Source organism: Streptomyces sp. NPDC046379, from assembly GCF_055587785.1.
Genome location: NZ_JBVJFP010000006.1, coordinates 304,949 through 327,940, shown reverse-complemented (window position 1 = coordinate 327,940; position 22,992 = coordinate 304,949). Strand labels below are relative to the sequence as shown.

At 71.3% G+C, this 22,992-nt stretch carries 20 protein-coding genes; 17 read left to right on the top strand and 3 right to left on the bottom strand.

Going from position 1 to position 22,992, the window contains the following annotated elements:
- Position 1: 1 nt before the first annotated feature.
- The 12 genes from ACZ6KF_RS14110 (at position 2) to ACZ6KF_RS14055 (ending at position 12,490) form a co-directional block, all read left to right on the top strand.
- Complete coding sequence (locus ACZ6KF_RS14110; protein WP_356634278.1) at positions 2–1,432, top strand: UDP-N-acetylmuramoyl-tripeptide--D-alanyl-D-alanine ligase; 1,431 nt, start codon at positions 2–4, stop codon at positions 1,430–1,432.
- Positions 1,432–2,502: a phospho-N-acetylmuramoyl-pentapeptide-transferase gene (mraY, locus tag ACZ6KF_RS14105; protein ID WP_356634400.1), complete on the top strand. Its 1,071-nt coding sequence runs from the start codon at positions 1,432–1,434 to the stop codon at positions 2,500–2,502. Before ACZ6KF_RS14110 ends, mraY begins: the two co-directional genes overlap by 1 nt.
- Positions 2,484–3,917 (top strand): UDP-N-acetylmuramoyl-L-alanine--D-glutamate ligase, encoded by a 1,434-nt coding sequence (murD, locus tag ACZ6KF_RS14100; protein WP_469238519.1) that lies wholly within the window; start codon positions 2,484–2,486, stop codon positions 3,915–3,917. The genes mraY and murD overlap by 19 nt, the downstream gene beginning before the upstream one ends.
- Positions 3,918–3,989: 72 nt before the next feature.
- Positions 3,990–5,339: a putative lipid II flippase FtsW gene (ftsW, locus tag ACZ6KF_RS14095; RefSeq protein ID WP_356634283.1), complete on the top strand. Its 1,350-nt coding sequence runs from the start codon at positions 3,990–3,992 to the stop codon at positions 5,337–5,339.
- Between the two features lie 6 nt (positions 5,340–5,345).
- The gene (gene murG, locus ACZ6KF_RS14090; protein WP_356634285.1) at positions 5,346–6,446 is read left to right on the top strand and encodes an undecaprenyldiphospho-muramoylpentapeptide beta-N-acetylglucosaminyltransferase; all 1,101 of its coding nucleotides are present in this window, start codon (positions 5,346–5,348) and stop codon (positions 6,444–6,446) included.
- 23 nt (positions 6,447–6,469) lie between these two features.
- A complete protein-coding gene (locus ACZ6KF_RS14085) occupies positions 6,470–7,267 on the top strand; it encodes a cell division protein FtsQ/DivIB (protein WP_469238518.1) in 798 nt (265 codons plus the stop codon).
- 288 nt (positions 7,268–7,555) lie between these two features.
- Entirely contained in the window at positions 7,556–8,746 is a 1,191-nt protein-coding gene (ftsZ, locus tag ACZ6KF_RS14080; RefSeq protein ID WP_356634289.1) for a cell division protein FtsZ, read from the top strand.
- On the top strand, positions 8,743–9,471 hold the full coding sequence (gene pgeF, locus ACZ6KF_RS14075; protein WP_469238517.1) for a peptidoglycan editing factor PgeF: 729 nt from the start codon (positions 8,743–8,745) through the stop codon (positions 9,469–9,471). Before ftsZ ends, pgeF begins: the two co-directional genes overlap by 4 nt.
- A 6-nt stretch (positions 9,472–9,477) precedes the next feature.
- Positions 9,478–10,197, top strand: a complete 720-nt coding sequence (locus ACZ6KF_RS14070) for a YggS family pyridoxal phosphate-dependent enzyme (RefSeq protein ID WP_356634293.1) — start codon at positions 9,478–9,480, stop codon at positions 10,195–10,197.
- Between the two features lie 127 nt (positions 10,198–10,324).
- Complete coding sequence (locus tag ACZ6KF_RS14065) at positions 10,325–10,966, top strand: cell division protein SepF (protein ID WP_356634295.1); 642 nt, start codon at positions 10,325–10,327, stop codon at positions 10,964–10,966.
- Between the two features lie 50 nt (positions 10,967–11,016).
- A complete protein-coding gene (locus ACZ6KF_RS14060) occupies positions 11,017–11,307 on the top strand; it encodes a YggT family protein (protein ID WP_356634297.1) in 291 nt (96 codons plus the stop codon).
- Positions 11,308–11,359: 52 nt separating this feature from the next.
- Positions 11,360–12,490 (top strand): DivIVA domain-containing protein, encoded by a 1,131-nt coding sequence (locus ACZ6KF_RS14055; protein ID WP_356634299.1) that lies wholly within the window; start codon positions 11,360–11,362, stop codon positions 12,488–12,490.
- Between the two features lie 133 nt (positions 12,491–12,623).
- On the opposite strand, the gene ileS is transcribed toward ACZ6KF_RS14055, so the two are convergent.
- Positions 12,624–15,761, bottom strand: a complete 3,138-nt coding sequence (ileS, locus tag ACZ6KF_RS14050; protein ID WP_469158129.1) for an isoleucine--tRNA ligase — start codon at positions 15,759–15,761, stop codon at positions 12,624–12,626.
- A gap of 565 nt (positions 15,762–16,326) precedes the next feature.
- Between ileS and ACZ6KF_RS14045 the strand changes: the two genes are divergently transcribed.
- The 4 genes from ACZ6KF_RS14045 to ACZ6KF_RS14030 all read left to right on the top strand — a co-directional run bounded on the left by ACZ6KF_RS14045 (position 16,327) and on the right by ACZ6KF_RS14030 (position 19,628).
- Positions 16,327–17,517 (top strand): TraR/DksA family transcriptional regulator, encoded by a 1,191-nt coding sequence (locus ACZ6KF_RS14045; RefSeq protein WP_469238516.1) that lies wholly within the window; start codon positions 16,327–16,329, stop codon positions 17,515–17,517.
- 65 nt (positions 17,518–17,582) lie between these two features.
- Positions 17,583–18,164, top strand: coding sequence for a signal peptidase II (gene lspA / locus ACZ6KF_RS14040; RefSeq protein ID WP_356634305.1), 582 nt, complete (start codon positions 17,583–17,585; stop codon positions 18,162–18,164).
- Between the two features lie 43 nt (positions 18,165–18,207).
- Positions 18,208–19,152, top strand: a complete 945-nt coding sequence (locus ACZ6KF_RS14035) for an RluA family pseudouridine synthase (protein WP_356634307.1) — start codon at positions 18,208–18,210, stop codon at positions 19,150–19,152.
- A complete protein-coding gene (locus ACZ6KF_RS14030; RefSeq protein WP_469238515.1) occupies positions 19,149–19,628 on the top strand; it encodes a GNAT family N-acetyltransferase in 480 nt (159 codons plus the stop codon). Before ACZ6KF_RS14035 ends, ACZ6KF_RS14030 begins: the two co-directional genes overlap by 4 nt.
- Positions 19,629–19,835: 207 nt before the next feature.
- On the opposite strand, the gene ACZ6KF_RS14025 is transcribed toward ACZ6KF_RS14030, so the two are convergent.
- Positions 19,836–20,960 (bottom strand): mechanosensitive ion channel family protein, encoded by a 1,125-nt coding sequence (locus tag ACZ6KF_RS14025; RefSeq protein ID WP_469158132.1) that lies wholly within the window; start codon positions 20,958–20,960, stop codon positions 19,836–19,838.
- A 107-nt stretch (positions 20,961–21,067) separates the two neighbouring features.
- On the opposite strand from ACZ6KF_RS14025, the gene ACZ6KF_RS14020 reads away from it, so the two are divergent.
- Positions 21,068–21,637: a dienelactone hydrolase family protein gene (locus tag ACZ6KF_RS14020; RefSeq protein ID WP_356634313.1), complete on the top strand. Its 570-nt coding sequence runs from the start codon at positions 21,068–21,070 to the stop codon at positions 21,635–21,637.
- A gap of 38 nt (positions 21,638–21,675) precedes the next feature.
- Here ACZ6KF_RS14020 and ACZ6KF_RS14015 read toward each other — a convergent pair whose 3' ends face one another.
- Positions 21,676–22,680 carry a zinc metalloprotease gene (locus tag ACZ6KF_RS14015; RefSeq protein WP_356634315.1) on the bottom strand — a complete coding sequence of 335 codons (1,005 nt, stop codon included), beginning with the start codon at positions 22,678–22,680 and terminating at the stop codon, positions 21,676–21,678.
- Positions 22,681–22,992: the final 312 nt, after the last annotated feature.

Below are 22,992 nucleotides of genomic sequence, written 5' to 3'. Positions count from 1 at the left end.
TGTGATCGCCCTCTCTCTCGCCGAGATCGCTGAAGTCGTCGGCGGGCAGACGCACGACATACCGGATCCGACGGTGCGGGTGACCGGACCGGTCGTCCGGGACTCGCGGGAGGCGGGTCCCGGAAGCCTGTTCGCCGCCTTCGCCGGCGAGCGCGTCGACGGCCACGACTTCGCGCGGCAGGTGGTGGAGGCGGGCGCGGTCGCCGTGCTCGCCTCCCGGCCCGTCGGCGTGCCCGCGATCGTCGTGGACGACGTCCAGGCGGCCCTCGGCGCCCTCGCCCGGCACGTGGTGGGCAGGCTCGGCGCCACCCTCGTCGGACTCACCGGCTCGGCGGGCAAGACCAGCACCAAGGACCTCATCGCACAGGTGCTGCGCCGCAAGGCGCCGACGGTGTTCACGCCCGGCTCCCTCAACAACGAGATCGGGCTGCCGCTCACCGCGCTCACAGCCACCGAGGAGACGCGGTTCCTCGTCCTGGAGATGGGCGCCCGCGGCATCGGCCACATCCGCTACCTCGCCGGCCTGACGCCCCCGCGGATCGGCCTGGTGCTCAACGTCGGCTCCGCGCACATCGGCGAGTTCGGCGGCCGGGAGCAGATCGCCCAGGCCAAGGGCGAGCTGGTGGAGGCCCTGCCGCCGGCCGAGGAGGGCGGCGCCGCGATCCTCAACGCCGACGACCCCTTCGTGCGCGCCATGGCGTCCCGGACGAAGGCGAAGGTGGTCCTCTTCGGCGAGGCCGACGAAGCGGACGTACGCGCCGAGAACGTCCGACTCACGGACAGCGGACAGCCCGCCTTCAGGCTTCACACACCCTCCGGTGCAAGCGATGTGACCATGCGCCTGTACGGTGAGCACCACGTGTCGAACGCGCTCGCCGCGGCCGCCGTCGCCCATGAGCTGGGCATGTCCGCGGAAGAGATCGCCACCGCGCTCTCCGAGGCGGACTCCCTCTCCCGCTGGCGGATGGAGGTCACCGAGCGCCCCGACGGCGTGACGGTCGTCAACGACGCCTACAACGCGAACCCCGAGTCCATGCGGGCCGCCCTGCGCGCGCTCGTCGCCATCGGCAAGGCCGCACGGGCGAAGGGGGGGCGTACGTGGGCGGTGCTCGGCAAGATGGCCGAGCTCGGGGACGAATCGCTCGCCGAGCACGACGCGGTCGGACGGCTCGCCGTCCGGCTCAACGTCAGCAAGCTCGTCGCGGTCGGGGGCAGGGAAGCCGCCTGGCTGCAACTGGGCGCATATAACGAGGGTTCGTGGGGTGAGGAGTCGGTGCACGTGTCCGACGCACAGGCGGCGGTCGACCTGTTGCGCAGCGAGTTGCGCCCGGGGGACGTGGTGCTCGTGAAGGCGTCCCGTTCGGTCGGTCTGGAGAGCGTTGCCCAGGCGCTGCTGGAGACCGGTGCCGAGGGTGAGGTCAGCGCCCGATGATGAATCAGGTCCTGTTCGCAGGAGTCATTGGCCTCTTCCTGACGCTGATCGGCACCCCGCTGCTGATCAAGCTCCTGGCCCGCAAGGGCTACGGGCAGTACATCCGCGACGACGGCCCGCGCGAGCACGCCAGCAAGCGCGGTACGCCGACCATGGGCGGCATCGCCTTCATCCTGGCCACCGTGGCCGCCTACTTCCTCAGCAAGGTGATCAGCGGGGAGCCGCCGAGGTACTCGGGCGTGCTGGTGCTCGGCCTGATGGTCGGCATGGGCCTGGTCGGCTTCCTGGACGACTACATCAAGATCGTCAAGCGGCGTTCGCTGGGTCTGCGGGCCAAGGCGAAGATGGCCGGCCAGCTGATCGTCGGCATCGCCTTCGCCGTGCTGTCGCTGCAGTTCGCGGACAGCCGCGGGCAGACGCCGGCCTCCACCAAGCTGTCGTTCATCACGGACTTCGGCTGGACCATCGGCCCGGTGCTGTTCGTCGTCTGGGCGCTGTTCATGATCCTCGCCATGTCGAACGGCGTGAACCTCACCGACGGTCTCGACGGCCTCGCCACCGGCGCCTCGGTGCTCGTCTTCGGCGCCTACACGTTCATCGGCGTCTGGCAGTTCCAGGAGTCCTGCGCCAACTCGCAGACGCTGACCAACCCGGGCGCCTGCTACGAGGTGCGCGACCCGCTGGACCTCGCCGTGGTCGCCTCCGCGCTGATGGGCGCCTGCCTCGGCTTCCTGTGGTGGAACACCTCGCCGGCCAAGATCTTCATGGGCGACACCGGTTCGCTCGCGCTCGGCGGCGTGCTGGCGGGCCTCGCCATCTGCTCGCGCACCGAGCTGCTGCTGGCGATCCTCGGCGGCCTCTTCGTCCTCATCACCATGTCGGTGGTCATCCAGGTCGGCTCGTTCCGCATGACGGGCAAGCGGGTCTTCCGGATGGCGCCGCTCCAGCACCACTTCGAACTCAAGGGCTGGTCCGAAGTGCTCGTGGTGGTCCGTTTCTGGATCATCCAGGGCATCTGCGTCATCGTCGGACTGGGCCTCTTCTACGCGGGATGGGCAGCGGAAAAGTGACCTCGACGGCGTCTGCGGAGTTCCAGGGCAAGCACGTCACGGTAGCGGGACTCGGCGTCTCCGGAGTCCCGGCGGCCAGGGTCCTGGCCGGCCTCGGCGCGCACGTCACCGTCGTCAACGACGGCGACGACGAACGCGCCCGCGCCCAGGCCGCCGAGCTGGAGGCGCTCGGCGTCACCGTGCGCCTCGGCGACGGCGCCACCCTGCCCGCAGGCGCCGAGCTGATCGTCACCGCCCCCGGCTGGAAGCCCGACAAGCCCCTGTTCACGGCCGCCGCCGAGGCCGGCGTCCCGGTCTGGGGCGACATCGAACTCGCCTGGCGGCTCAGGGGACCGGACGCCGCCCCCTGGCTCGCGGTCACCGGCACCAACGGCAAGACCACCACCGTCCAGATGCTCGCCTCCATCCTCCGGGCGGCCGGCCTGCGCACGGCGGCCGTCGGCAACATCGGCGTCTCCCTGCTGGACGCGGTGCTCGGCGAGGAGACGTACGACGTGCTCGCCGTCGAGCTGTCGAGCTATCAGCTCCACTGGGCGCCCTCCCTGCGCGCCCACTCCGCCGCCGTGCTGAACCTCGCCCCCGACCACCTCGACTGGCACGGCTCCATGGAGGCGTACGCACGCGACAAGGGCCGTATCTACGAGGGCAATCGGGTCGCTTGCGTCTACAACGCCGCCGACAGGGCCACCGAGGACCTGGTGCGCGCGGCGGACGTCGAGGAGGGCTGCCGGGCGATCGGCTTCACCCTCGGCACCCCTGGCCTCTCCCAACTCGGCGTGGTGGAGGGCATCCTGGTCGACCGCGCCTTCGTCGAGGACCGGCACAAGAACGCGCAGGAGCTCGCCGAGGTCTCCGACGTCAACCCGCCGGCCCCGCACAACATCGCCAACGCCCTCGCGGCGGCGGCCCTCGCCCGGGCCTACGGCGTGCCCGCCGCGGCCGTGCGCGACGGGCTGCGGGCCTTCCGGCCGGACGCCCACCGCATCGCGCACGTCGCCGACGTGGACGGCGTCGCCTACGTCGACGACTCCAAGGCCACCAACACCCACGCCGCCGAGGCGTCGTTGGCGGCATACGAGTCGATCGTGTGGATCGCGGGCGGCCTAGCCAAGGGCGCCACCTTCGACGAACTGGTCGCCAAGTCGGCGAAGCGGCTGCGCGGTGTCGTGCTGATCGGCGCCGACCGCGCCCTGATCCGCGAAGCCCTGGCGCGACACGCCCCGGAAGTACCCGTCGTCGACCTCGACCGGACCGACACTGGGGCGATGCTCCAGGCTGTCCAGGAGGCGCGGCGGCTCGCCGTCGCCGGCGACACGGTGCTGCTGGCCCCCGCGTGCGCCTCCATGGACATGTTCGCCAACTACAACAAGCGCGGTGACGCGTTCGCACAGGCCGTTCGCGAACTCGGCGCCTGACCCGGCCGCCTGCCGGGCGACCTTGGGAGGGACGCGTGGGACCGACTGGGCCGACGTTTCACGGAGGCGCCGATGCCCGGTAGCCGCACCGGCCGCCCGCCCGTACAGCGGGCGGCCCGGCGTCCCGCCGTTCCCCGGCCGCCGCGCGAGAACCCCGTGCAGCGGCTGCACACGCGTCTGCGCAAGGCCTGGGACCGGCCGCTGACCGCCTACTACCTGATCCTCGGCGGCAGTCTGCTGATCACCGTGCTCGGTCTGGTGATGGTCTACTCGGCCTCCCAGATCACCGCGCTGCAGATGTCGTTGCCCGGCTGGTACTTCTTCCGCAAGCAGCTGCTGGCCGCCGTGCTCGGCGCCGTGCTGCTGTTCGCCGCCTCCCGGATGCCGGTCAAGCTGCACCGGGCGCTCGCCTACCCGATCCTCGCGGGCGCCGTCTTCCTGATGGCGCTGGTGCAGGTGCCGGGGATAGGAGTGGCGGTCAACGGCAACCAGAACTGGATCCCCGTCGGCGGCTCCTTCCAGCTCCAGCCCAGCGAGTTCGGCAAACTGGCGCTGGTGCTGTGGGGCGCCGACCTGATGGCCCGCAAACAGGACAAGAGGCTGCTGACGCAGTGGAAGCACATGCTGGTGCCGCTGGTCCCGGCCGCGTTCCTGCTGCTCGGGCTCATCATGCTCGGCGGCGACATGGGCACCGCCATCATCCTCACCGCGATCCTGTTCGGGCTGCTGTGGCTGGCGGGCGCGCCCACCCGGCTGTTCGTGGGCGTGCTGGCCGTCTCCGCGGTCATCGGCGCTTTCCTCATCAGGACCAGCGACAACCGCCTGGAGCGCTTCTCCTGCATCGGCGCCACCGAGATGGGATCCGACGGCTCCTGCTGGCAGGCGGTGCACGGCATCTACGCCCTCGCCTCCGGCGGACTGTTCGGATCCGGGCTCGGTGCGAGTGTGGAGAAATGGGGCCAACTCCCCGAAGCTCACACCGACTTCATCTTCGCCGTCACCGGTGAGGAACTGGGCCTGGCGGGGACGCTGTCGGTTCTCGCCCTGTTCGCCGCTCTAGGCTATGCGGGTATCCGCGTGGCCGGACGCACGGAGGATCCCTTCGTGAGGTATGCCGCGGGAGGTGTGACCACCTGGATCACGGCGCAGACCGTGATCAACATCGGTGCGGTGCTCGGCCTGCTGCCGATCGCCGGCGTCCCGCTCCCGCTGTTCTCCTACGGGGGCTCCGCCCTGCTGCCGACCATGTTCGCCATCGGGCTGCTGATCGCCTTCGCACGCGACGAGCCCGCTGCGCGGGCGGCGCTTGCGATGCGGCAACCCCGCTTTGGTAGAAAGCGGGGGGCTGGGGGCCCGCAGGGGTCCCGGAGATGGAACACGATGCGACGGCGCGCCCCGGCGCGCTCGTCCGGAGAGCGGTGAATTTCGGTGCATGTCGTACTCGCCGGCGGGGGGACCGCCGGCCACATCGAGCCCGCGCTCGCCCTCGCGGACGCCCTGCGCAGGCAGGACCCGACGGTGGGGATCACCGCACTGGGCACGGAGCGCGGACTCGAGACCCGCCTCGTCCCGGAGCGCGGCTACGAGTTGGCGCTGATCCCCGCCGTACCGCTGCCGCGCAAGCCGACCCCCGAGCTGATCACCGTGCCCGGCCGGCTGCGCGGCACGATCAAGGCGGCCGAGCAGATCCTGGAACGCACCAAGGCGGACGTCGTGGTCGGCTTCGGCGGCTATGTGGCGCTGCCCGGCTACCTGGCCGCCAAGCGGCTCGGGGTGCCGATCGTCATCCACGAGGCCAACGCCCGCCCGGGCCTGGCCAACAAGATCGGCTCCCGGTACGCCTCCCAGGTGGCCGTCTCCACCCCGGACAGCAAGCTGCGCGGCGCCCGCTACATCGGCATCCCGCTGCGCCGCTCGATCGCCACCCTGGACCGGGCGGCCGTACGGCCCGAGGCGCGCGCGGCGTTCGGCCTCGACCCCAACCTGCCGACCCTGCTGGTCACCGGCGGCTCGCAGGGCGCCCGCCGGCTCAACGAGGTCGTCCAGCAGGTCGCCCCCTGGCTCCAGCAGGCCGGGATCCAGATCCTGCACGCGGTCGGCCCCAAGAACGAACTGCCGCAGGTCCACCAGATGCCGGGGATGCCCCCGTACGTCCCGGTAAGTTACCTGGACCGGATGGACCTCGCGTACGCCGCGGCGGACATGATGCTCTGCCGCGCGGGCGCGATGACCGTCGCCGAACTCTCCGCCGTCGGGCTTCCGGCCGCCTACGTCCCGCTGCCCATCGGCAACGGCGAACAGCGGCTGAACGCCCAGCCGGTGGTGAAGGCGGGCGGCGGACTGCTGGTCGACGACGCGGAACTCACCCCCGAGTGGGTGCAGCAGAACGTCCTGCCCGTGCTCGCCGACCCGCACCGGCTGTACGAGATGTCCCGCGCCGCCGCCGAGTTCGGCCGCCGGGACGCCGACGAACTGCTCGTCGGCATGGTGTACGAGGCGATCGCCGCACACCGGGCGCATCGCCAGTAACGCTGGACGGAAGGCAGGGGAGCGTGGCCGGACCGACCACCGCCGAGCGCGGTGCACGTCAGCAGGGATCGTCCGGCCCGCCCCCGGCCGCCCGCCGGTGGCGACCGCCCCGGCTCCGTACGATCATCATCCTGGCCGTCGCGCTGGTCGTCCTCGCCGCCGGCGGCGGCTGGCTCCTCTACGGCTCGCAGTGGCTGCGCGTCGAGCGGGTGTCCGTCTCCGGCGCGGACGTTCTGACGCCGGCCCAGGTCCGCCGTGCCGCGGCCGTACCGGTCGGCGCGCCGATGGTCTCCGTCGACACCGGCGCGATCGCGTCACGACTGCGCCGGGAATTGCCCCGAATTGACGAAGTTGAGGTGGTGCGTTCCTGGCCGGACGGAATCACGCTGAAAGTCACCGAGCGCACCGCGGTCCTGGTCATGGAAAAGGGCGGCGAGTTCGTGGAGGTGGACGACGAGGGTGTCCGTTTCGCCACGGTTTCCCGGGCCCCGAAAGGCGTTCCCCTGCTGGAATTGACGGTCTCCCGGCAGGGTTCGGCCGCCGCCAGCCTGCGCCGCTTCGGCGAAGCGCGGCTGGTGCGCGAGGCGGTGCGCGTCGCGGGCGACGTCCCGGCCGCGGTCGCCCGGCTGACCCGGGCCGTCAAGGTCCGTTCCTACGACGACATCGCGCTGGAGCTGACCGACGGCCGAACCGTCGTCTGGGGCAGCGCCGAACAGGGGCGCGCCAAGGGCCGTACCCTGACCGCCCTGCTGAAAGCGGCCCCGCGGGCCCGGCACTTCGACGTCAGCGTCCCCACCGCGCCCGCGTCATCAGCGAGTTGACGCGCATCGGCGCAGGCCACCACCCTGGTTGGGCATCGCTATGCCTGATCACATAGGGTGAAAAGAAAAACGGGAGGTTCGGCGTGTTCGTTGAACGTGCGCCGCTTGTCGACTTAGTGTCCTGTTCAGAAGACTCCAGGGAACAGACACACTGGTAACCCTAAACTTCAACGTTAGGGTTCGGGTCGGCACAACGGACCGTCCCAATCGGCATCAGTCGTCGGATCGCGAGGCGCAGCTGCGTCCCGGTGAACCGGCGCACGTAACTCGAGGCGAGAGGCCTTCGACGTGGCAGCACCGCAGAACTACCTCGCAGTCATCAAAGTCATCGGTGTCGGCGGCGGTGGTGTCAATGCCATCAACCGGATGATCGAGGTCGGTCTCAAGGGCGTCGAGTTCATCGCCATCAACACCGACGCACAGGCGCTGTTGATGAGCGACGCCGACGTCAAGCTCGACGTCGGCCGCGAACTCACCCGCGGACTCGGCGCCGGAGCCAACCCGGCCGTCGGCCGCAAGGCCGCCGAGGACCACCGCGAGGAGATCGAGGAGGTCCTCAAGGGGGCCGACATGGTCTTCGTGACGGCCGGTGAAGGCGGCGGCACCGGCACCGGCGGCGCGCCCGTCGTGGCCAACATCGCGCGCTCCCTGGGCGCCCTGACCATCGGCGTGGTCACCCGCCCGTTCACCTTCGAGGGGCGGCGCCGGGCCAACCAGGCCGAGGACGGCATCGCCGAGCTGCGCGAGGAGGTCGACACCCTCATCGTCATCCCGAACGACCGGCTGCTGTCCATCTCGGACCGCCAGGTCTCCGTCCTCGACGCCTTCAAGTCGGCGGACCAGGTGCTGCTCTCCGGCGTCCAGGGCATCACCGACCTCATCACCACGCCCGGTCTGATCAACCTGGACTTCGCCGATGTGAAGTCGGTGATGTCCGAGGCCGGTTCGGCGCTCATGGGCATCGGCTCGGCCCGCGGCGACGACCGCGCGGTGGCCGCGGCCGAGATGGCCATCTCCTCGCCGCTGCTGGAGGCGTCCATCGACGGCGCCCGCGGTGTGCTGCTCTCCATCTCCGGCGGCTCCGACCTCGGCCTGTTCGAGATCAACGAGGCCGCCCAGCTGGTCAGCGAGGCCGCCCACCCCGAGGCCAACATCATCTTCGGCGCGGTCATCGACGACGCCCTCGGCGACGAGGTGCGGGTCACCGTGATCGCGGCCGGCTTCGACGGCGGCCAGCCGCCCGCCAAGCGGGACAACGTCCTCGGCTCGTCCTCGGTCAAGCGCGACGAACCCGCGCCCGTACGGCAGCCCGAGAGCCGGCCGTCCTTCGGCACGCTCGGCAGCGTCAAGCCCAAGGAGGAGCCGGAGCCGGCGCCCGAGCCGGTGAGCGAGCTGCCGGCCTCCCCGCCGGTCCCGCCGTCGCGGACCTACACCGACAGCGCGGCCGAGGAACTGGACGTACCGGACTTCCTGAAGTGATAGGACAGCGCGAGACCGTGAGCGGCGCGCACTTCGCCTTCACCGACCGGTGGGGCGGGGTGAGCGCCGCTCCGTATGAGGAGCTCAACCTGGGCGGCGCGGTCGGCGACGATCCGCGGTCCGTGCGCACCAACCGGGAACTGGCCGCCAAGTCGCTGGGCGTCGACCCCGGACGGGTGGTCTGGATGAACCAGGTCCACGGCAACGACGTCGCCGTGGTCGACGGTCCCTGGGGCGCGCGCCCGGCGCCGGAGGTCGACGCGATCGTCACGACGGCCCCGGGACTGGCGCTCGCCGTGCTCACCGCCGACTGCGTGCCGGTACTGCTCGCCGACCCGGTCGCCGGGGTCGTCGCCGCGGCCCACGCCGGCCGGCCCGGCATGGTCGCCGGTGTCGTCCCGGCGGCACTGCGCGCGATGGCGGAACTGGGGGCCGACCCAGCCCGGATCGTCGCCCGCACCGGACCCGCCGTCTGCGGTCGGTGCTACGAGGTGCCGGAGCCGATGCGCGCCGAGGTCGCCGCCCTCGAACCGGCGGCGCACACCGAGACGAGCTGGGGCACGCCGGCGCTCGACGTCGGCGCCGGGGTGCACGCCCAGCTCCAACGGCTCGGGGTGCGCGACCGGGCGCACTCCCCGGTGTGCACCCGGGAATCGCACGACCACTTCTCGTACCGCCGCGACCGGACCACCGGACGGCTCGCGGGCTATGTCTGGCTGGACTGATGGGGCATGACGGACCGTAGGGGTGAACTCGCCACGAACCTGGCGAAAGTAGAGGAGCGCATCGCCGCCGCCTGCGCGGCGGCCGGCCGGAAGCGCGAAGAGGTGACGCTGATCGTCGTCACCAAGACCTACCCGGCGAGCGATGTGCGGATCCTGTCGGAACTCGGTGTGCGTCATGTGGCGGAGAACCGGGACCAGGACGCCGCGCCCAAGGCCGCGGCCTGTTCGGATCTGCCCCTGACATGGCATTTCGTCGGTCAGTTGCAGACCAACAAGGTGCGATCCGTGGTCGGTTATGCCGACCTGGTGCAGTCGGTCGACCGGTCCCGGCTCGTCACTGCTCTGTCGAAGGAGGCGGAGCGCGCCGGGCGCGAGGTGGGGTGCCTGATCCAGGTCGCCTTCGACGCGGGGGCGAGCGGGCGTGGGGACCGGGGCGGCGTGGCCCCCGAGGGGATCGGGGAGTTGGCCGGTCTCGTGGCCGCCGCTCCGGGGTTGCGGCTCGACGGTCTGATGACGGTCGCGCCGCTCACCGGGGAGTACGCGGGACGTCAACGCGAGACGTTCGGGCGGTTGATGGATTTGTCGACCGACCTGCGCAGGGACCATCCGGCTGCCACCATGGTCTCTGCGGGGATGAGCGCGGACCTCGAACAGGCCGTCGCGGCCGGGGCGACACATGTGCGCGTCGGTACGGCGGTACTCGGAGTCCGTGCCGGGCTCGGGTAACGTCGCCAAGAAGTCGGACCACAGCAGAAAATATGGTCATTACCGTCGAAGGGCGGCGTAAGACCTCGTGGATCGCGGGCACTTGGCAGTCGTCAGCCGATCCACCACAGAGCGGAGGACTCAGAGCATGGCCGGCGCGATGCGCAAGATGGCGGTCTACCTCGGCCTCGTGGAGGACGATGGGTACGACGGCCGGGGATTCGATCCCGACGACGACTTCGAACCCGAACTCGACCCCGAGCCCGAGCGGGACCACCGGCGGCACGAGCCGTCCCACCAGTCGCACCTCGCACATCAGTCCCAAAGGGATGAAGAGGTGCGAATCGTGCAGCCTCCGGCGCCCCGTGAGCCGGTGGCGAGATCCTCTTCGCTGTCCGCGGAATCCGGACGTCCCGCGCGCATCGCGCCCGTGGCGTCCATCACACAAGAACGTCAGCCCCTGGAGAAGAACGCGCCGGTGATCATGCCCAAGGTCGTGTCGGAACGAGAGCCTTACCGGATCACCACGCTTCACCCGCGGACGTACAACGAAGCCCGTACCATCGGGGAACACTTCCGTGAGGGCACGCCGGTGATCATGAATCTGACTGAGATGGACGACACAGACGCCAAGCGACTTGTCGACTTTGCGGCCGGTTTGGTGTTTGGTCTTCACGGCAGCATCGAGCGGGTGACGCAGAAGGTGTTCCTGTTGTCGCCTGCTAACGTCGATGTCACGGCGGAGGACAAGGCCCGCATCGCAGAGGGCGGGTTCTTCAACCAGAGCTGAGACGTACCGACCAAGAAGCAGTGGGAACAGGGGAGAGGGAAACATCGGCCATGAGCGTGTTCGCGCAGGTGATCTACATCGCGCTGATGGTTTTCCTCATCGTGCTGATCTTCCGGTTGGTCATGGACTACGTCTTCCAGTTCGCCCGCTCGTGGCAACCCGGCAAGGCGATGGTGGTCGTTCTGGAGGCCACCTACACTGTCACCGATCCACCGTTGAAGCTTCTGCGGCGGTTCATCCCGCCGTTGCGTCTCGGGGGCGTGGCGCTCGACCTGTCCTTCTTCGTACTGATGATCATCGTTTACATCCTCATCTCGATCGTGGGAAGCCTCGCGAGGTGACTGTGAGCGATACGGTCTTGCCGACTGCCGATGACTACGTTGAGGTGAAGAGATGCCGTTGACCCCCGAGGACGTGCGGAACAAGCAGTTCACGACCGTCCGCCTCCGAGAAGGCTATGACGAGGACGAGGTCGATGCCTTCCTCGACGAGGTCGAAGCCGAACTGACCCGCCTGCTCCGCGAGAACGAGGACCTGCGCGCCAAGCTGGCCGCGGCGACCCGTGCGGCCGCGCAGAACCAGCAGAACATGCGCAAGCCCCCGGAACAGCAGGACCAGCAGGGCGGGATGCCCCAGCAGGGCGGCATGCCGCAGCAGGGCATGCGAGGTCCCGGCGCTCCCGTGCCCGCCGGGATATCGGGCCCGCCGCAGCAGCAGATGGGCGGCCCCATGGGTGGCCCGCCCCAGCTGCCGAGCGGTGCCCCGCAGCTGCCCGCCGGCCCCGGCGGTCAGGGTCCGCAGGGTCCCGGTCCGATGGGCCAGGGTCCCGGTCCGATGGGCCAGGGTCCGGGCCCGATGGGCCAGCCCCCCATGCAGCACATGGGCGGTCCGATGGGCGGCCCCATGGGTGGTCAGGGTCCCGGTGGCGACAGCGCCGCGCGCGTGCTGTCGCTGGCCCAGCAGACCGCCGACCAGGCGATCGCCGAGGCCCGTTCCGAGGCCAACAAGATCGTCGGCGAGGCGCGTTCGCGTGCCGAGGGCCTGGAGCGCGACGCGCGCGCCAAGGCCGACGCGCTCGAGCGGGACGCGCAGGAGAAGCACCGTGTCGCGATGGGCTCCCTGGAGTCCGCCCGCGCCACGCTGGAGCGCAAGGTCGAGGACCTGCGCGGCTTCGAGCGCGAGTACCGCACGCGTCTGAAGTCGTACCTGGAGTCGCAGCTGCGCCAGCTGGAGACCCAGGCGGACGACTCCCTCGCCCCGCCGCGTCAGCCCGCTGCCGCGTCCCTCCCGCCGTCCCCGGCGCCCTCGATGGCCCCGGCCGGCGCGAGCGCCCCGTCCTACGGCGGCGGCAACCAGGGCATGGGCGGCGCGCCCGGTCCCGGTGGTCCGTCCTACGGCGGTCAGCAGCAGATGTCCCCGGCGATGACCCAGCCGATGGCTCCGGTCCGTCCGCAGGGTCCGTCGCCGATGGGCCAGGCGCCCTCGCCGATGCGCGGCTTCCTGATCGACGAGGACGACAACTGACGGTCATCGGTACGGCGTAGCAGTCGGCAGTGTTCAGGGCGGGGCCCCGGATCTCGGATCCGGGGCCCCGCCCTTTCGCGTGCGCGTCCCGTGTGGGGGCGCCCTTTGGCCCGGGCGCCGGGGGCTTGTGCCGTTACGCCTTGCGCAGGCGGAACGCGAGCGTCAGGCCCTCGTCCGTGAACGGGGCGCCGTAGCTGTCGTCGGCCTCGCCCTGGGCGAAGTCCGTGGCGAGGACCTCGTCGGCGATCAGCCCGGCGTGCCCGGTGAGGGCCGCCACCGTCGCCGGGTCCGTCGCCGTCCAGCGCAGGGCGATCCGGTCGGCGACGTCGAGGCCGCTGTTCTTGCGGGCCTCCTGGATCAGCCGGATCGCGTCACGGGCGAGGCCCGCGCGGCGCAGCTCCTCGGTGATCTCCAGGTCCAGGGCGACCGTCGCACCCGCGTCCGACGCCACCGACCAGCCCTCGCGCGGGGTCTCGGTGATGATCACCTCGTCCGGGGCGAGGGCGACGGTCTCGCCGTCGACCTCCACCGAGGCCGTGCCCTCGCGCAGGGCGAGGGACAGCGCGGCGGCGTCGGCGTTCGCGACGGCCTTGGCGACGTCCTGGACGCGCTTGCCGAACCGCTTGCCCAGCGCGCGGAAGTTGGCCTTGGCGGTCGTGTCCACCAGGGAGCCGCCGACATCGCCGAGCGACGCCAGGGACTCGACGTTCAGCTCCTCCGTGATCTGCGTGTGCAGCTCGGGGTCGAGCGCCTCGAAGCCGGTCGCCGCGATCAGCGCGCGCCGCAGCGGCTGGCGGGTCTTGACGCCCGACTCGGCGCGGGTGGCGCGGCCCAGCTCCACCAGGCGGCGGACCAGGACCATCTGCCGGGACAGCTCCGGGTCGATCGCGGTGAGGTCGGCCTCCGGCCACGCGGACAGGTGCACCGACTCCGGGGCGCCCGGCGTCACCGGTACGACCAGGTCCTGCCAGACCCGCTCGGTGATGAACGGGGTCAGCGGCGCCATCAGCCGGGTGACCGTCTCGACGACCTCGTGCAGCGTGCGCAGGGCCGCCTTGTCGCCCTGCCAGAAGCGGCGCCGGGAGCGGCGGACGTACCAGTTGGACAGGTCGTCGACGAACGCGGACAGCAGCTTGCCGGCGCGCTGGGTGTCGTAGCCCTCCAGCGCCTGGGTGACCTGGTCGGTGAGCGCGTGCAGCTCGGACAGCAGCCAGCGGTCCAGCAGCGGGCGCTCGGCCGGGGCCGGGTCGGCGGCGGAGGGGGCCCAGTTCGACGTGCGGGCGTACAGGGCCTGGAACGCGACCGTGTTCCAGTACGTCAGCAGGGTTTTGCGGACGACCTCCTGGATGGTGCCGTGGCCGACGCGACGGGCCGCCCAGGGGGAGCCGCCGGCCGCCATGAACCAGCGCACCGCGTCGGCGCCGTGCTGGTCCATGAGCGGGATCGGCTGGAGGATGTTGCCCAGGTGCTTGGACATCTTGCGGCCGTCCTCGGCGAGGATGTGGCCGAGGCAGACGACGTTCTCGTACGACGACTTGTCGAAGACCAGCGTGCCGATCGCCATCAGGGTGTAGAACCACCCGCGCGTCTGGTCGATGGCCTCGCTGATGAACTGCGCCGGGTAGCGGCGCTCGAACAGTTCCTTGTTCTTGTACGGATAGCCCCACTGCGCGAACGGCATCGAACCCGAGTCGTACCAGGCGTCGATGACCTCGGGCACGCGCGTGGCCGTCTTCTCGCACTCGGGGCAGGCGAAGGTGACGTCGTCGATGTACGGGCGGTGCGGGTCGAGGCCCGACTGGTCCGCGCCGGTCAGCTCGGTCAGCTCCGCCCGGGAGCCGACGCAGGTGAGATGGCCGTCCTCGCAGCGCCAGATCGGCAGCGGGGTGCCCCAGTAGCGGTTGCGGGACAGCGCCCAGTCGATGTTGTTGTTCAGCCAGTCGCCGAAGCGGCCGTGCTTGACGGTGTCCGGGAACCAGTTGGTGTTCTCGTTCTCCTGGAGCAGACGGTCCTTGACGGCCGTGGTGCGGATGTACCAGGACGGCTGGGCGTAGTAGAGGAGCGCGGTGTGGCAGCGCCAGCAGTGCGGGTAGCTGTGCTCGTACGGCAGATGCTTGAAGAGCAGGCCGCGGTCCTTGAGGTCCTCGGTGAGACTCTCGTCCGCCTTCTTGAAGAAGACGCCGCCGACCAGGGGGACGTCCTCCTCGAAGGTGCCGTCGGGGCGCACCGGGTTGACGACGGGCAGGCCGTAGGAGCGGCAGACCTTGAGGTCGTCCTCGCCGAAGGCGGGGGACTGGTGGACGAGGCCGGTGCCGTCCTCGGTGGTGACGTAGTCGGCGTTGACGACGAAGTGGGCCTCGGCGTCGAAGGGGATCAGCTCGAAGGGGCGGCGATAGGTCCAGCGCTCCATCTCGGCGCCGGTGAAGGACTCGCCGGTGGTCTCCCAGCCCTCGCCGAGCGCCTTGGCGACGAGTGGCTCGGCGACGACGAGCTTCTCCTCTCCGTCGGTCGCGACGACGTAGGTCACCTCGGGGTGGGCGGCGACGGCGGTGTTGGAGACCAGGGTCCAGGGGGTGGTCGTCCACACCAGGAGGGCGGCCTCGCCGGCGAGGGGCCCGGAGGTGAGGGGGAAGCGGACGTAGACGGAGGGGTCGACGACCGTCTCGTAGCCCTGGGCCAGCTCGTGGTCGGACAGGCCGGTGCCGCAGCGGGGGCACCAGGGGGCGACGCGGTGGTCCTGGACCAGCAGGCCCTTCTTGAAGATCTCCTTCAGCGACCACCAGACGGACTCGATGTACTCGGGCTCCATGGTCACGTACGCGTCGTCGAGGTCGACCCAGTAGCCCATGCGGGTCGTCAGCTCGGTGAAGGCGTCGGTGTGACGGAGCACGGACTCGCGGCACTTGGCGTTGAACTCGGCGATGCCGTACGCCTCGATGTCCTTCTTGCCGGAGAACCCCAGCTCCTTCTCGACCGCCAGCTCCACGGGGAGGCCGTGGCAGTCCCAGCCGGCCTTGCGGGAGACGTGGTAGCCGCGCATGGTGCGGAAGCGGGGGAAGACGTCCTTGAAGACGCGGGCCTCGATGTGGTGGGCGCCCGGCATGCCGTTGGCGGTGGGCGGACCCTCGTAGAACACCCACTCGGGGCGGCCCTCGGACTGCTCCAGGCTCTTGGCGAAGATCTTCTGCTCGCGCCAGAAGTCGAGCACGGCGTGCTCGAGGGCGGGCAGGTCGACCTGGGCGGGCACCTGGCGGTACGTAGGCGTTGTCATCAGCGCGCTTCCTCCGGCGGACTTGCTGCCTTCCGTCGGAGGGACGAGAGCCTTGTGCTGTACGCCGTGTGCGGCGCGCTCCCGCGGTACCACCCTCCTTGGCCCCCCGCCGCGCGGTGTGCGCCGGGTGAGCCCCCTCGTTGGGGTCGCGATGCCGGTTCTACTCGCCCGCCTCGTCGGCCCGGCTTTCTTCCGGCGGCTCCGGGGTGATCTTCACGTCGCGCTCGCCCCCGGGCTCCCACCGTCCCCGGGTCGCTCTGGGCTGCGTACGCCGCTACTCGTCCCCATCCACGCTTCTCGCTCCGCCCAGTGTACGGCGCGGGACGGACAGCGGCCGACCGGTTTCCGGGGCGGGTGTGACGACCCGAACGGTCGACTGCACGATTTTCGTCCCGGGGGAGGCGGGGGTGGCCGGATTACCCGGCGGGGAGCTGGGCACAACGCATGCATGCCGCCCGAGCGGCGGTCTTCGGGGCGGCGAGCCCCGTTGCCGCCCGACTCGAGTCGATTTATCGTCCCAGCACGATGCGCGTGCAAGATCACCACATGTGAAGGGGGCGCGGCCATGGTGGCGAAGAAGACCGCCGTGCAGCAGCCGGCGTCCGGCAGATCCTCCGGCGGCACGGCCGGGGAGACGGGTGGGAAGAGGAGCACGCGGGGGACGGCGAAGCGGGCGGCGTCCGAGGCGCCGGCTGCGGGGAAGCGCGGGTCCGGGAAGGCGACGGGGGCGGAGACGGAGAAGAAGCGGTCGGCCGGGAGGGTGGCCGAGGCGCCGCGCGGGGAGGCGGTCCCCCCGGGGACGACGGGCGGGGAACCGGCGGGGGAGAAGACTGCCACCGCGAAGACGGCCACCGTCAAGACGTCCTCCGCGAAGACAGCGGCTGCTACGACGCCGGCTGCCGAGATGGCCACCGCGAAGTCGGCCACCGCCGAGTCGGCCGTCGTCAAGCCCGGCGGCGAGGCAGTGGCCGCCGGGAAGCCGTCAGGGAAGGGTGCGGCGGGCGGCAGCAAGAAGGCGGCCGCCGGGAAAACGGGCGGCGACGCCGGCGCCGCGGGAGGGACGGCAGCCGGGAAGGCGCCCCGCAGGCGTGCGGCGGGTGCCGCGGCCGGCGGGAAGGGAGCCGACGCGGGGGAGAGCGGCGGCGGGCGTTCCCGGGGCGCGGGGGCGGGTAAGGATGCGGGGGGCGAGGGGGCGGCGGCGCCTTCGGGCGGGGCCGGCGGGCGTACGGGCAAGAAGGCGGGTGCGGCGCAGGCCGCGGAGCAGACGGGAGCCACGACGGTGGTTGCGAAGAAGACTCCTGGCCAGGCCACGGCGGCGAAGACCGCCGTTCCGAAGGCACGGGTCGCCGCGGCGGAGCCGGGCGACCTCGCGGTGCGCCCCGGCGAGGACCCCTGGACCCCGGAGGAGGTCGCCGAGGCCCGCGCGGAGCTGACGTCGGAGGAGGAGCGGCTGCGCACCGAGATCGCCTCCTCGGAGGCGTCCCTCGTCGGCCTGATGCGCGACTCCGGCGACGGTGCCGGCGACGACCAGGCGGACACCGGCACCAAGAACATCACGCGAGAGCACGAGCTGGCCCTCGCCGCCAACGCGCGCGAGATGCTCGACCAGACCGAGCGCGCCCTGCAGCGCCTGGACGCGGGGACGTACGGTCTGTGCGAGAACTGCGGCAAACCCATCGGCAAGGCCAGGATGCAGGCCTTCCCACGGGCCACCCTGTGCGTGGAGTGCAAGCAGAAGCAGGAGCGCCGGTACTGATCCGGCCGCGCGCGGGGCGTGCCGTACCCTCGTGCTCAGTCAGGCACCTAGGTTGAGGGACTCACGTGGCAGAGGTGGAGCGCGTCATCGGTACGCCGGACGACGATGCGGAGCAGGGCCAGCGGTCCGAGGGCGAGCGGTCCGACGCCGAGCGGCCCCGCGGCAAGCGGCGGATCGCCGTGCTGTTCGCGGTGGCGGCGGTCGCGTACGCCTTCGACCTGGTCAGCAAGATGATCGTGGTCGCCAAGCTGGAGCACCACGAGCCGATCGAGATCATCGGCGACTGGCTGCGGTTCGAGGCGATCCGCAACGCGGGCGCGGCCTTCGGCTTCGGCGAGGCGTTCACCGTCATCTTCACGGTGATCGCGGCGGCCGTGATCGTCGTGATCGCCCGGCTCGCGCGCAAGCTGTACAGCCTGCCGTGGGCGGTCGCGCTCGGCTTGCTGCTCGGCGGCGCGCTCGGCAACCTCACCGATCGCATCTTCCGTTCGCCCGGCGTGTTCGAGGGCGCGGTCGTGGACTTCATCGCGCCCAAGCACTTCGCCGTGTTCAACCTCGCCGACTCGGCGATCGTGTGCGGCGGCATCCTGATCGTGCTGCTGTCCTTCAAGGGGCTGGATCCGGACGGGACCGTCCACAAGGACTGAGCACGCGTTCGGGCTCACCGGAGCGGTCCGGCATACTCGACGGGTGAGCACGATTCCCGAGATCCGTACCCTGCCCGTGCCCGACGGCCTGGAGGGCGAGCGCGTCGACGCCGCCATCTCGCGCATGTTCGGCTTCTCCCGCACCAAGGCGGCCGAGCTCGCCGCGGCCGGGAAGGTCACGGTCGACGGGTCGGTGGTCGGGAAGTCCGAGCGGGTCAGCGGCGGCGCCTGGCTGGAGGTCGAGATGCCGGCCGCGCCCGCCCCGGTGCAGGTCGTCGCCGAGCCGGTCGAGGGCATGGAGATCGTGCACGACGACGAGGACGTCGTGGTCATCGTCAAGCCCGTCGGCGTCGCCGCCCACCCGAGCCCGGGCTGGACCGGCCCGACCGTCATCGGCGGCCTCGCCGCGGCCGGGTACCGGATCTCCACCTCCGGCGCGGCCGAGCGCCAGGGCATCGTGCACCGCCTCGACGTCGGCACCTCCGGCCTGATGGTCGTCGCCAAGTCGGAGTACGCGTACACGTCGCTCAAGCGCCAGTTCAAGGAGCGCACGGTCGACAAGCGCTACCACACCCTGGTCCAGGGCCACCCGGACCCGACCAGCGGCACCATCGACGCCCCCATCGGCCGCCACCCGCAGCACGACTACAAGTGGGCGGTCACCGCCGAGGGCAAGCCCTCCGTCACGCACTACGACCTCATCGAGGCGTTCCGCGCGGCCTCCCTGCTGGACGTGAAGCTGGAGACGGGCCGCACGCACCAGATCCGCGTCCACATGGCCGCCCACCGCCACCCGTGCGTCGGCGACCTCACCTATGGCGCCGACCCCACGCTCGCCAAACGGCTGGGCCTGACCCGCCAGTGGCTGCACGCCGTGCGCCTGGGCTTCGAGCACCCCGGCGACGGGCAGTGGGCGGAGTTCTCCTGCGACTACCCCGAGGACCTCCGGCAGGCCCTGGACCAGGTCCGTGAGGAGACCTACGGATGAGCCCCGCGGTCCCGCCCGCCTACACCGTCCGCGTCGCCGAGGATCCCGCCGACCGCGAGGCCTGCTTCGCCGTGCGCAAGCAGGTCTTCGTCGCCGAACAGGGCGTGCCGGAGGACATCGAGTACGACGCCTACGACGCCGGCGCGCTGCACGTGCTGGCCGTGCGGGAGGACGGCGTGCCGCTCGGCACCGGCCGGCTGCTGCACGGCGACGGGGTCGCCGCCAAGACCGGCGGCGACCCGGCGGTGGGCTCGCTCGGCCGGCTGGCCGTCGCCAAGGAGGCGCGCGGTCTGGGCGTGGGCGTCGCGCTGGTGCGGGCCATCGAGGACGCGGCTCGCGCCCGCGGGCTCGCCGCCGTCGACCTGCACGCCCAGACGCATGCGCTCGGCTTCTACGAGCGCCTCGGCTACGAGGCGTACGGACCGGAGTTCCCGGACGCGGGGATCGCGCACCGGGCGATGCGCCGCGCCCTGTAGCCGACGGCGCGCGAGCCGTGCGGCCCGGCGCGGGTCCTTCGCCGTGCGCGGGGTTGCCGGGGTTGTCGTCCCAGCCCTCCCAGGTCGGCGCCACTTCGCCCGGAGCGCGCGGTGCGGCCCCTCCGCCCGCGTGCGCCCGCCGGAAGTCCGTGGGCGGAGGGACCGCCCCCGTGCCCCGCATCCGAGCGCGCCGCCCGTACGCCCCCCTCAGCCGCGCTCCACACGCGACGGCGTCTCCACCGCGCGCCGCGCGGACGAGCCGTCGGGGGACGGGCGCCGGCCATTGAGGCCGGGGCGCAGGACGGCGTCGGCGGTGTTGACGCGGGGCAGGGCGTACGGGTGCTCCTTGACCAGCCAGCCGATCATCTGCTCGCGGACCGTGACCCGCGCCGTCCAGATGTCGTCCGCGTCCTTGGCGGTCACCAGGGCGCGCACCTCCATGGTGTTCGGCGTGGTGTCCGTCACGTCCAGCCCGTAGGCGCGGCCGTCCCAGGCCGGGCACTGGCGCAGGATGTCGCGCAGTTTCTCGCGCATCGCCTCCACCGGCGCCGAGTGGTCCAGCTGCCAGTAGACGGTGCCGGTCATCTGCGGGGTGCCGCGCGACCAGTTCTCGAACGGCTTGGACGTGAAGTACGACACAGGCATGGTGATCCGGCGCTCGTCCCAGGTCCGCACCGTCAGATAGGTCAGCGTGATCTCCTCGACGGTGCCCCACTCGCCGTCCACGACGACCGTGTCCCCGATGCGCACCATGTCGCCGAAGGCGATCTGGAACCCGGCGAACATATTGCTCAGCGTGGACTGCGCGGCCACACCGGCGACGATGCCGATGATGCCGGCGGAGGCCAGCAGCGAGGCGCCCGCCGCACGCATCGCCGGGAACGTCAGCAGCATCGCCGCCACGGCCACCACGCCGACGACCGCCGCCACCACCCGTGTGATGAGCGTCACTTGGGTGCGCACCCGGCGCACGCGCGCCGGATCACGCCGGGCGTGCGAACTGGCGTACCGCGTGTAGGAGGTCTCGACGACCGCGGCCGCGATCCGGATCACCAGCCAGGCCGCCGAGCCGATCAGCACCAGCGTCAGGAACCGGCCGATGCCGACCCGGTGGTCCTGGAGCAGCTGCGCGGAGTCGAACGAGCCTCTCAACAGGGCCGCGCAGAGCAGGAGCTGGTAGGGGATCCGGCCGCGGCGCAGCAGGCCCCACAGCGGTGTGTCGTGGTGCCGTGCGTCCGCCTTGCGCAGCAGGCGGTCGGTGGCCCAGCCGATCACCAGGGTGAGCAGGACCGAGCCGCCGATGACGATCAGGGGGCGGAGTATGTTCTCCATGCCCACGAACGTAACCGGGACGGGGCGGCACTGAACATGTGAATTCGCCGCGGTTCGGGGCAGTGCCCGCACCGGCGTTGTCACACCCGGCTGGCACCATGTCTGCCATGAACGTCATGCTCTTCCACTCGACCTACGGTCTTCGCCCCGCCGTGCGCGACGCGGCGGACCGGCTGCGCGCGGCCGGGCACGAGGTGTGGACGCCCGACCTGTTCGAGGGCCGCACCTTCGAGACGGTCGAGGAGGGCATGGAGTTCAACGCCGGCATCGGCAAGGAGGAACTGCTCAGACGGGCCGTGCTGGCCGCCGCGCCCTACTCGGAGCGGGAGCTGGTGTACGCCGGCTTCTCGCTCGGGGCGTCCGTGGCGCAGACGCTGGCGCTGGGCGACGAGAAGGCTCGCGGACTGCTGCTTCTGCACGGCACGTCCGACATCGCGCCCAACGTCTCGGCGGACGGCCTGCCGGTCCAGCTGCACGTCGCCGAGCCGGACGCGTTCGAGACGGACGACTGGCTGAGTTCCTGGTATCTCCAGATGACCAGGGCGGGCGCGGACGTGGAGGTCTACCGGTACGCCGGGGCCGGTCATCTGTACACCGACCCCGGCCTGCCCGACTACGACGAGGAGGCCGCCGAGGCCACCTGGCGGGTGGCGCTCGGCTTCCTCGACTCGCTGTGACGCACGCCGTGGCGTTGGCGTGACGTGCTGTCAGCCGCTCAGCCCGCGGCGCGGTACGCGGCCCAGTGCTGCTGCATGCGCGTCACCTGTCCCGCGCTGAACTGGTACATGCAGGCGTCGTACGTGTAGTCCATGAAGTTGTGGATCGGGTCGGCGCCGGCCGAGCGGGCGCAGGTGTCCCGGCCCTCCGGGCACTGGTAGGCGGGGCTCTTCTCGGCCGGGGTGTCGGAGACGTAGTCGCCGCTGCCGTTGCAGCCGCCCTGGAACGTGTGGTACAGCCCGAGCCAGTGGCCGACCTCGTGGGTCGCGGTGTCGCCCTGGTCGTAGTTGGCGGCCGAGCCGCCGGGCAGCGAGGCGTCCAGCAGGACCACGCCGTCCATCGTCGGGTTGGACGCGTAGGAGCTGGGGAAGGTGGCCCAGCCGAGCAGCCCGCCGCCGAGGTTGGCGGTGTAGACGTTGAGGGTGCCCGCGCCGCCCCTGCGCAGGGCGGTCTTCATCGCCTTCTCCTCCGGCGAGCCGGAGTTGAGGTTGTACCAGGCGGCGTTGTCCGTGTAGTCGGTGCCGGCCAGCGTGAACTGGAAGCCCGAGTCGGTGTTGCCGGTGCCCTGGCCCGCGTACGCCGAGTTCAGCACGTTCATCTGGGCGTTGACGTCGGCCGACGTGAGCTGGCCCTTCGCGCCGTCGTGGATGACGTGGAAGTAGACCGGGATCGTGGTGGACGCCGTCGCAGAAAGGTTTCGGCGGCTGGACGGCAATTTGTCGAGCTTCTTGCGCAGATCGGCGTTCATCGCCTCGGCCCTGGCCGCGCTGATCTCGTTGGGCTCGGCGGCGTGCGCCTCGGACCCGTGGCCGGGGTGGGCCTCGCGGGCGGCGGTGTGGGTGTCGTCGGCGCACTCCTCGGTCGAGGCGGAAGCGGCGGGGACGCCGGCCGCGGCGACGCCCGTGGGGGCCGACAGCGGGGTGAGCAACAGGGTTCCGGTCACGACGGCCGTGCCGACGAGACGTCTGCGCGTGAGGGGGGATATCCGGGCAAGCGCACGCATACGGGCTCCTAGCGGATGCGGTGGGGAGAGCGGCACAGGGATCTTTCCTGGCCACCGCCGGGAGATTACGTGGACATGCCGAGTCTGGGAAGAGTGGTGATCGGGCCGATCGAATTCCCGGCGAACACGGGCGATTGGGGAAACGGAACGCCCCGGTCCCTCCGGGCGGAGGGGCCGGGGCGTAACACGGGCGGCCGTGGGGAGGGTGGTTGGTCCGGATTCGAGTCCCGGTGCGCACCACCCGTCCCAGCGATGTGATCCGGCCTTAACGACCGTCGGTCGGACTGCCGTTGGCCGGAAAGGGCCTCTCGG

Excerpts from the sequence above, each read along its gene's own strand:
- mraY (WP_356634400.1), top strand. The coding sequence starts at position 1,432 with ATGAATCAGGTCCTGTTCGCAGGAGTCATTGGCCTCTTCCTGACGCTG.
- murD (WP_469238519.1), top strand. The coding sequence starts at position 2,484 with ATGGGCAGCGGAAAAGTGACCTCGACGGCGTCTGCGGAGTTCCAGGGC.
- ftsW (WP_356634283.1), top strand. The coding sequence starts at position 3,990 with ATGCCCGGTAGCCGCACCGGCCGCCCGCCCGTACAGCGGGCGGCCCGG.
- ACZ6KF_RS14070 (WP_356634293.1), top strand. The coding sequence starts at position 9,478 with ATGACGGACCGTAGGGGTGAACTCGCCACGAACCTGGCGAAAGTAGAG.
- ACZ6KF_RS14065 (WP_356634295.1), top strand. The coding sequence starts at position 10,325 with ATGGCCGGCGCGATGCGCAAGATGGCGGTCTACCTCGGCCTCGTGGAG.
- ACZ6KF_RS14060 (WP_356634297.1), top strand. The coding sequence starts at position 11,017 with ATGAGCGTGTTCGCGCAGGTGATCTACATCGCGCTGATGGTTTTCCTC.
- ACZ6KF_RS14055 (WP_356634299.1), top strand. The coding sequence starts at position 11,360 with ATGCCGTTGACCCCCGAGGACGTGCGGAACAAGCAGTTCACGACCGTC.
- ileS (WP_469158129.1), bottom strand. The coding sequence starts at position 15,761 with ATGACAACGCCTACGTACCGCCAGGTGCCCGCCCAGGTCGACCTGCCC.
- ACZ6KF_RS14045 (WP_469238516.1), top strand. The coding sequence starts at position 16,327 with ATGGTGGCGAAGAAGACCGCCGTGCAGCAGCCGGCGTCCGGCAGATCC.
- ACZ6KF_RS14030 (WP_469238515.1), top strand. The coding sequence starts at position 19,149 with ATGAGCCCCGCGGTCCCGCCCGCCTACACCGTCCGCGTCGCCGAGGAT.
- ACZ6KF_RS14025 (WP_469158132.1), bottom strand. The coding sequence starts at position 20,960 with ATGGAGAACATACTCCGCCCCCTGATCGTCATCGGCGGCTCGGTCCTG.
- ACZ6KF_RS14020 (WP_356634313.1), top strand. The coding sequence starts at position 21,068 with ATGAACGTCATGCTCTTCCACTCGACCTACGGTCTTCGCCCCGCCGTG.
- ACZ6KF_RS14015 (WP_356634315.1), bottom strand. The coding sequence starts at position 22,680 with ATGCGTGCGCTTGCCCGGATATCCCCCCTCACGCGCAGACGTCTCGTC.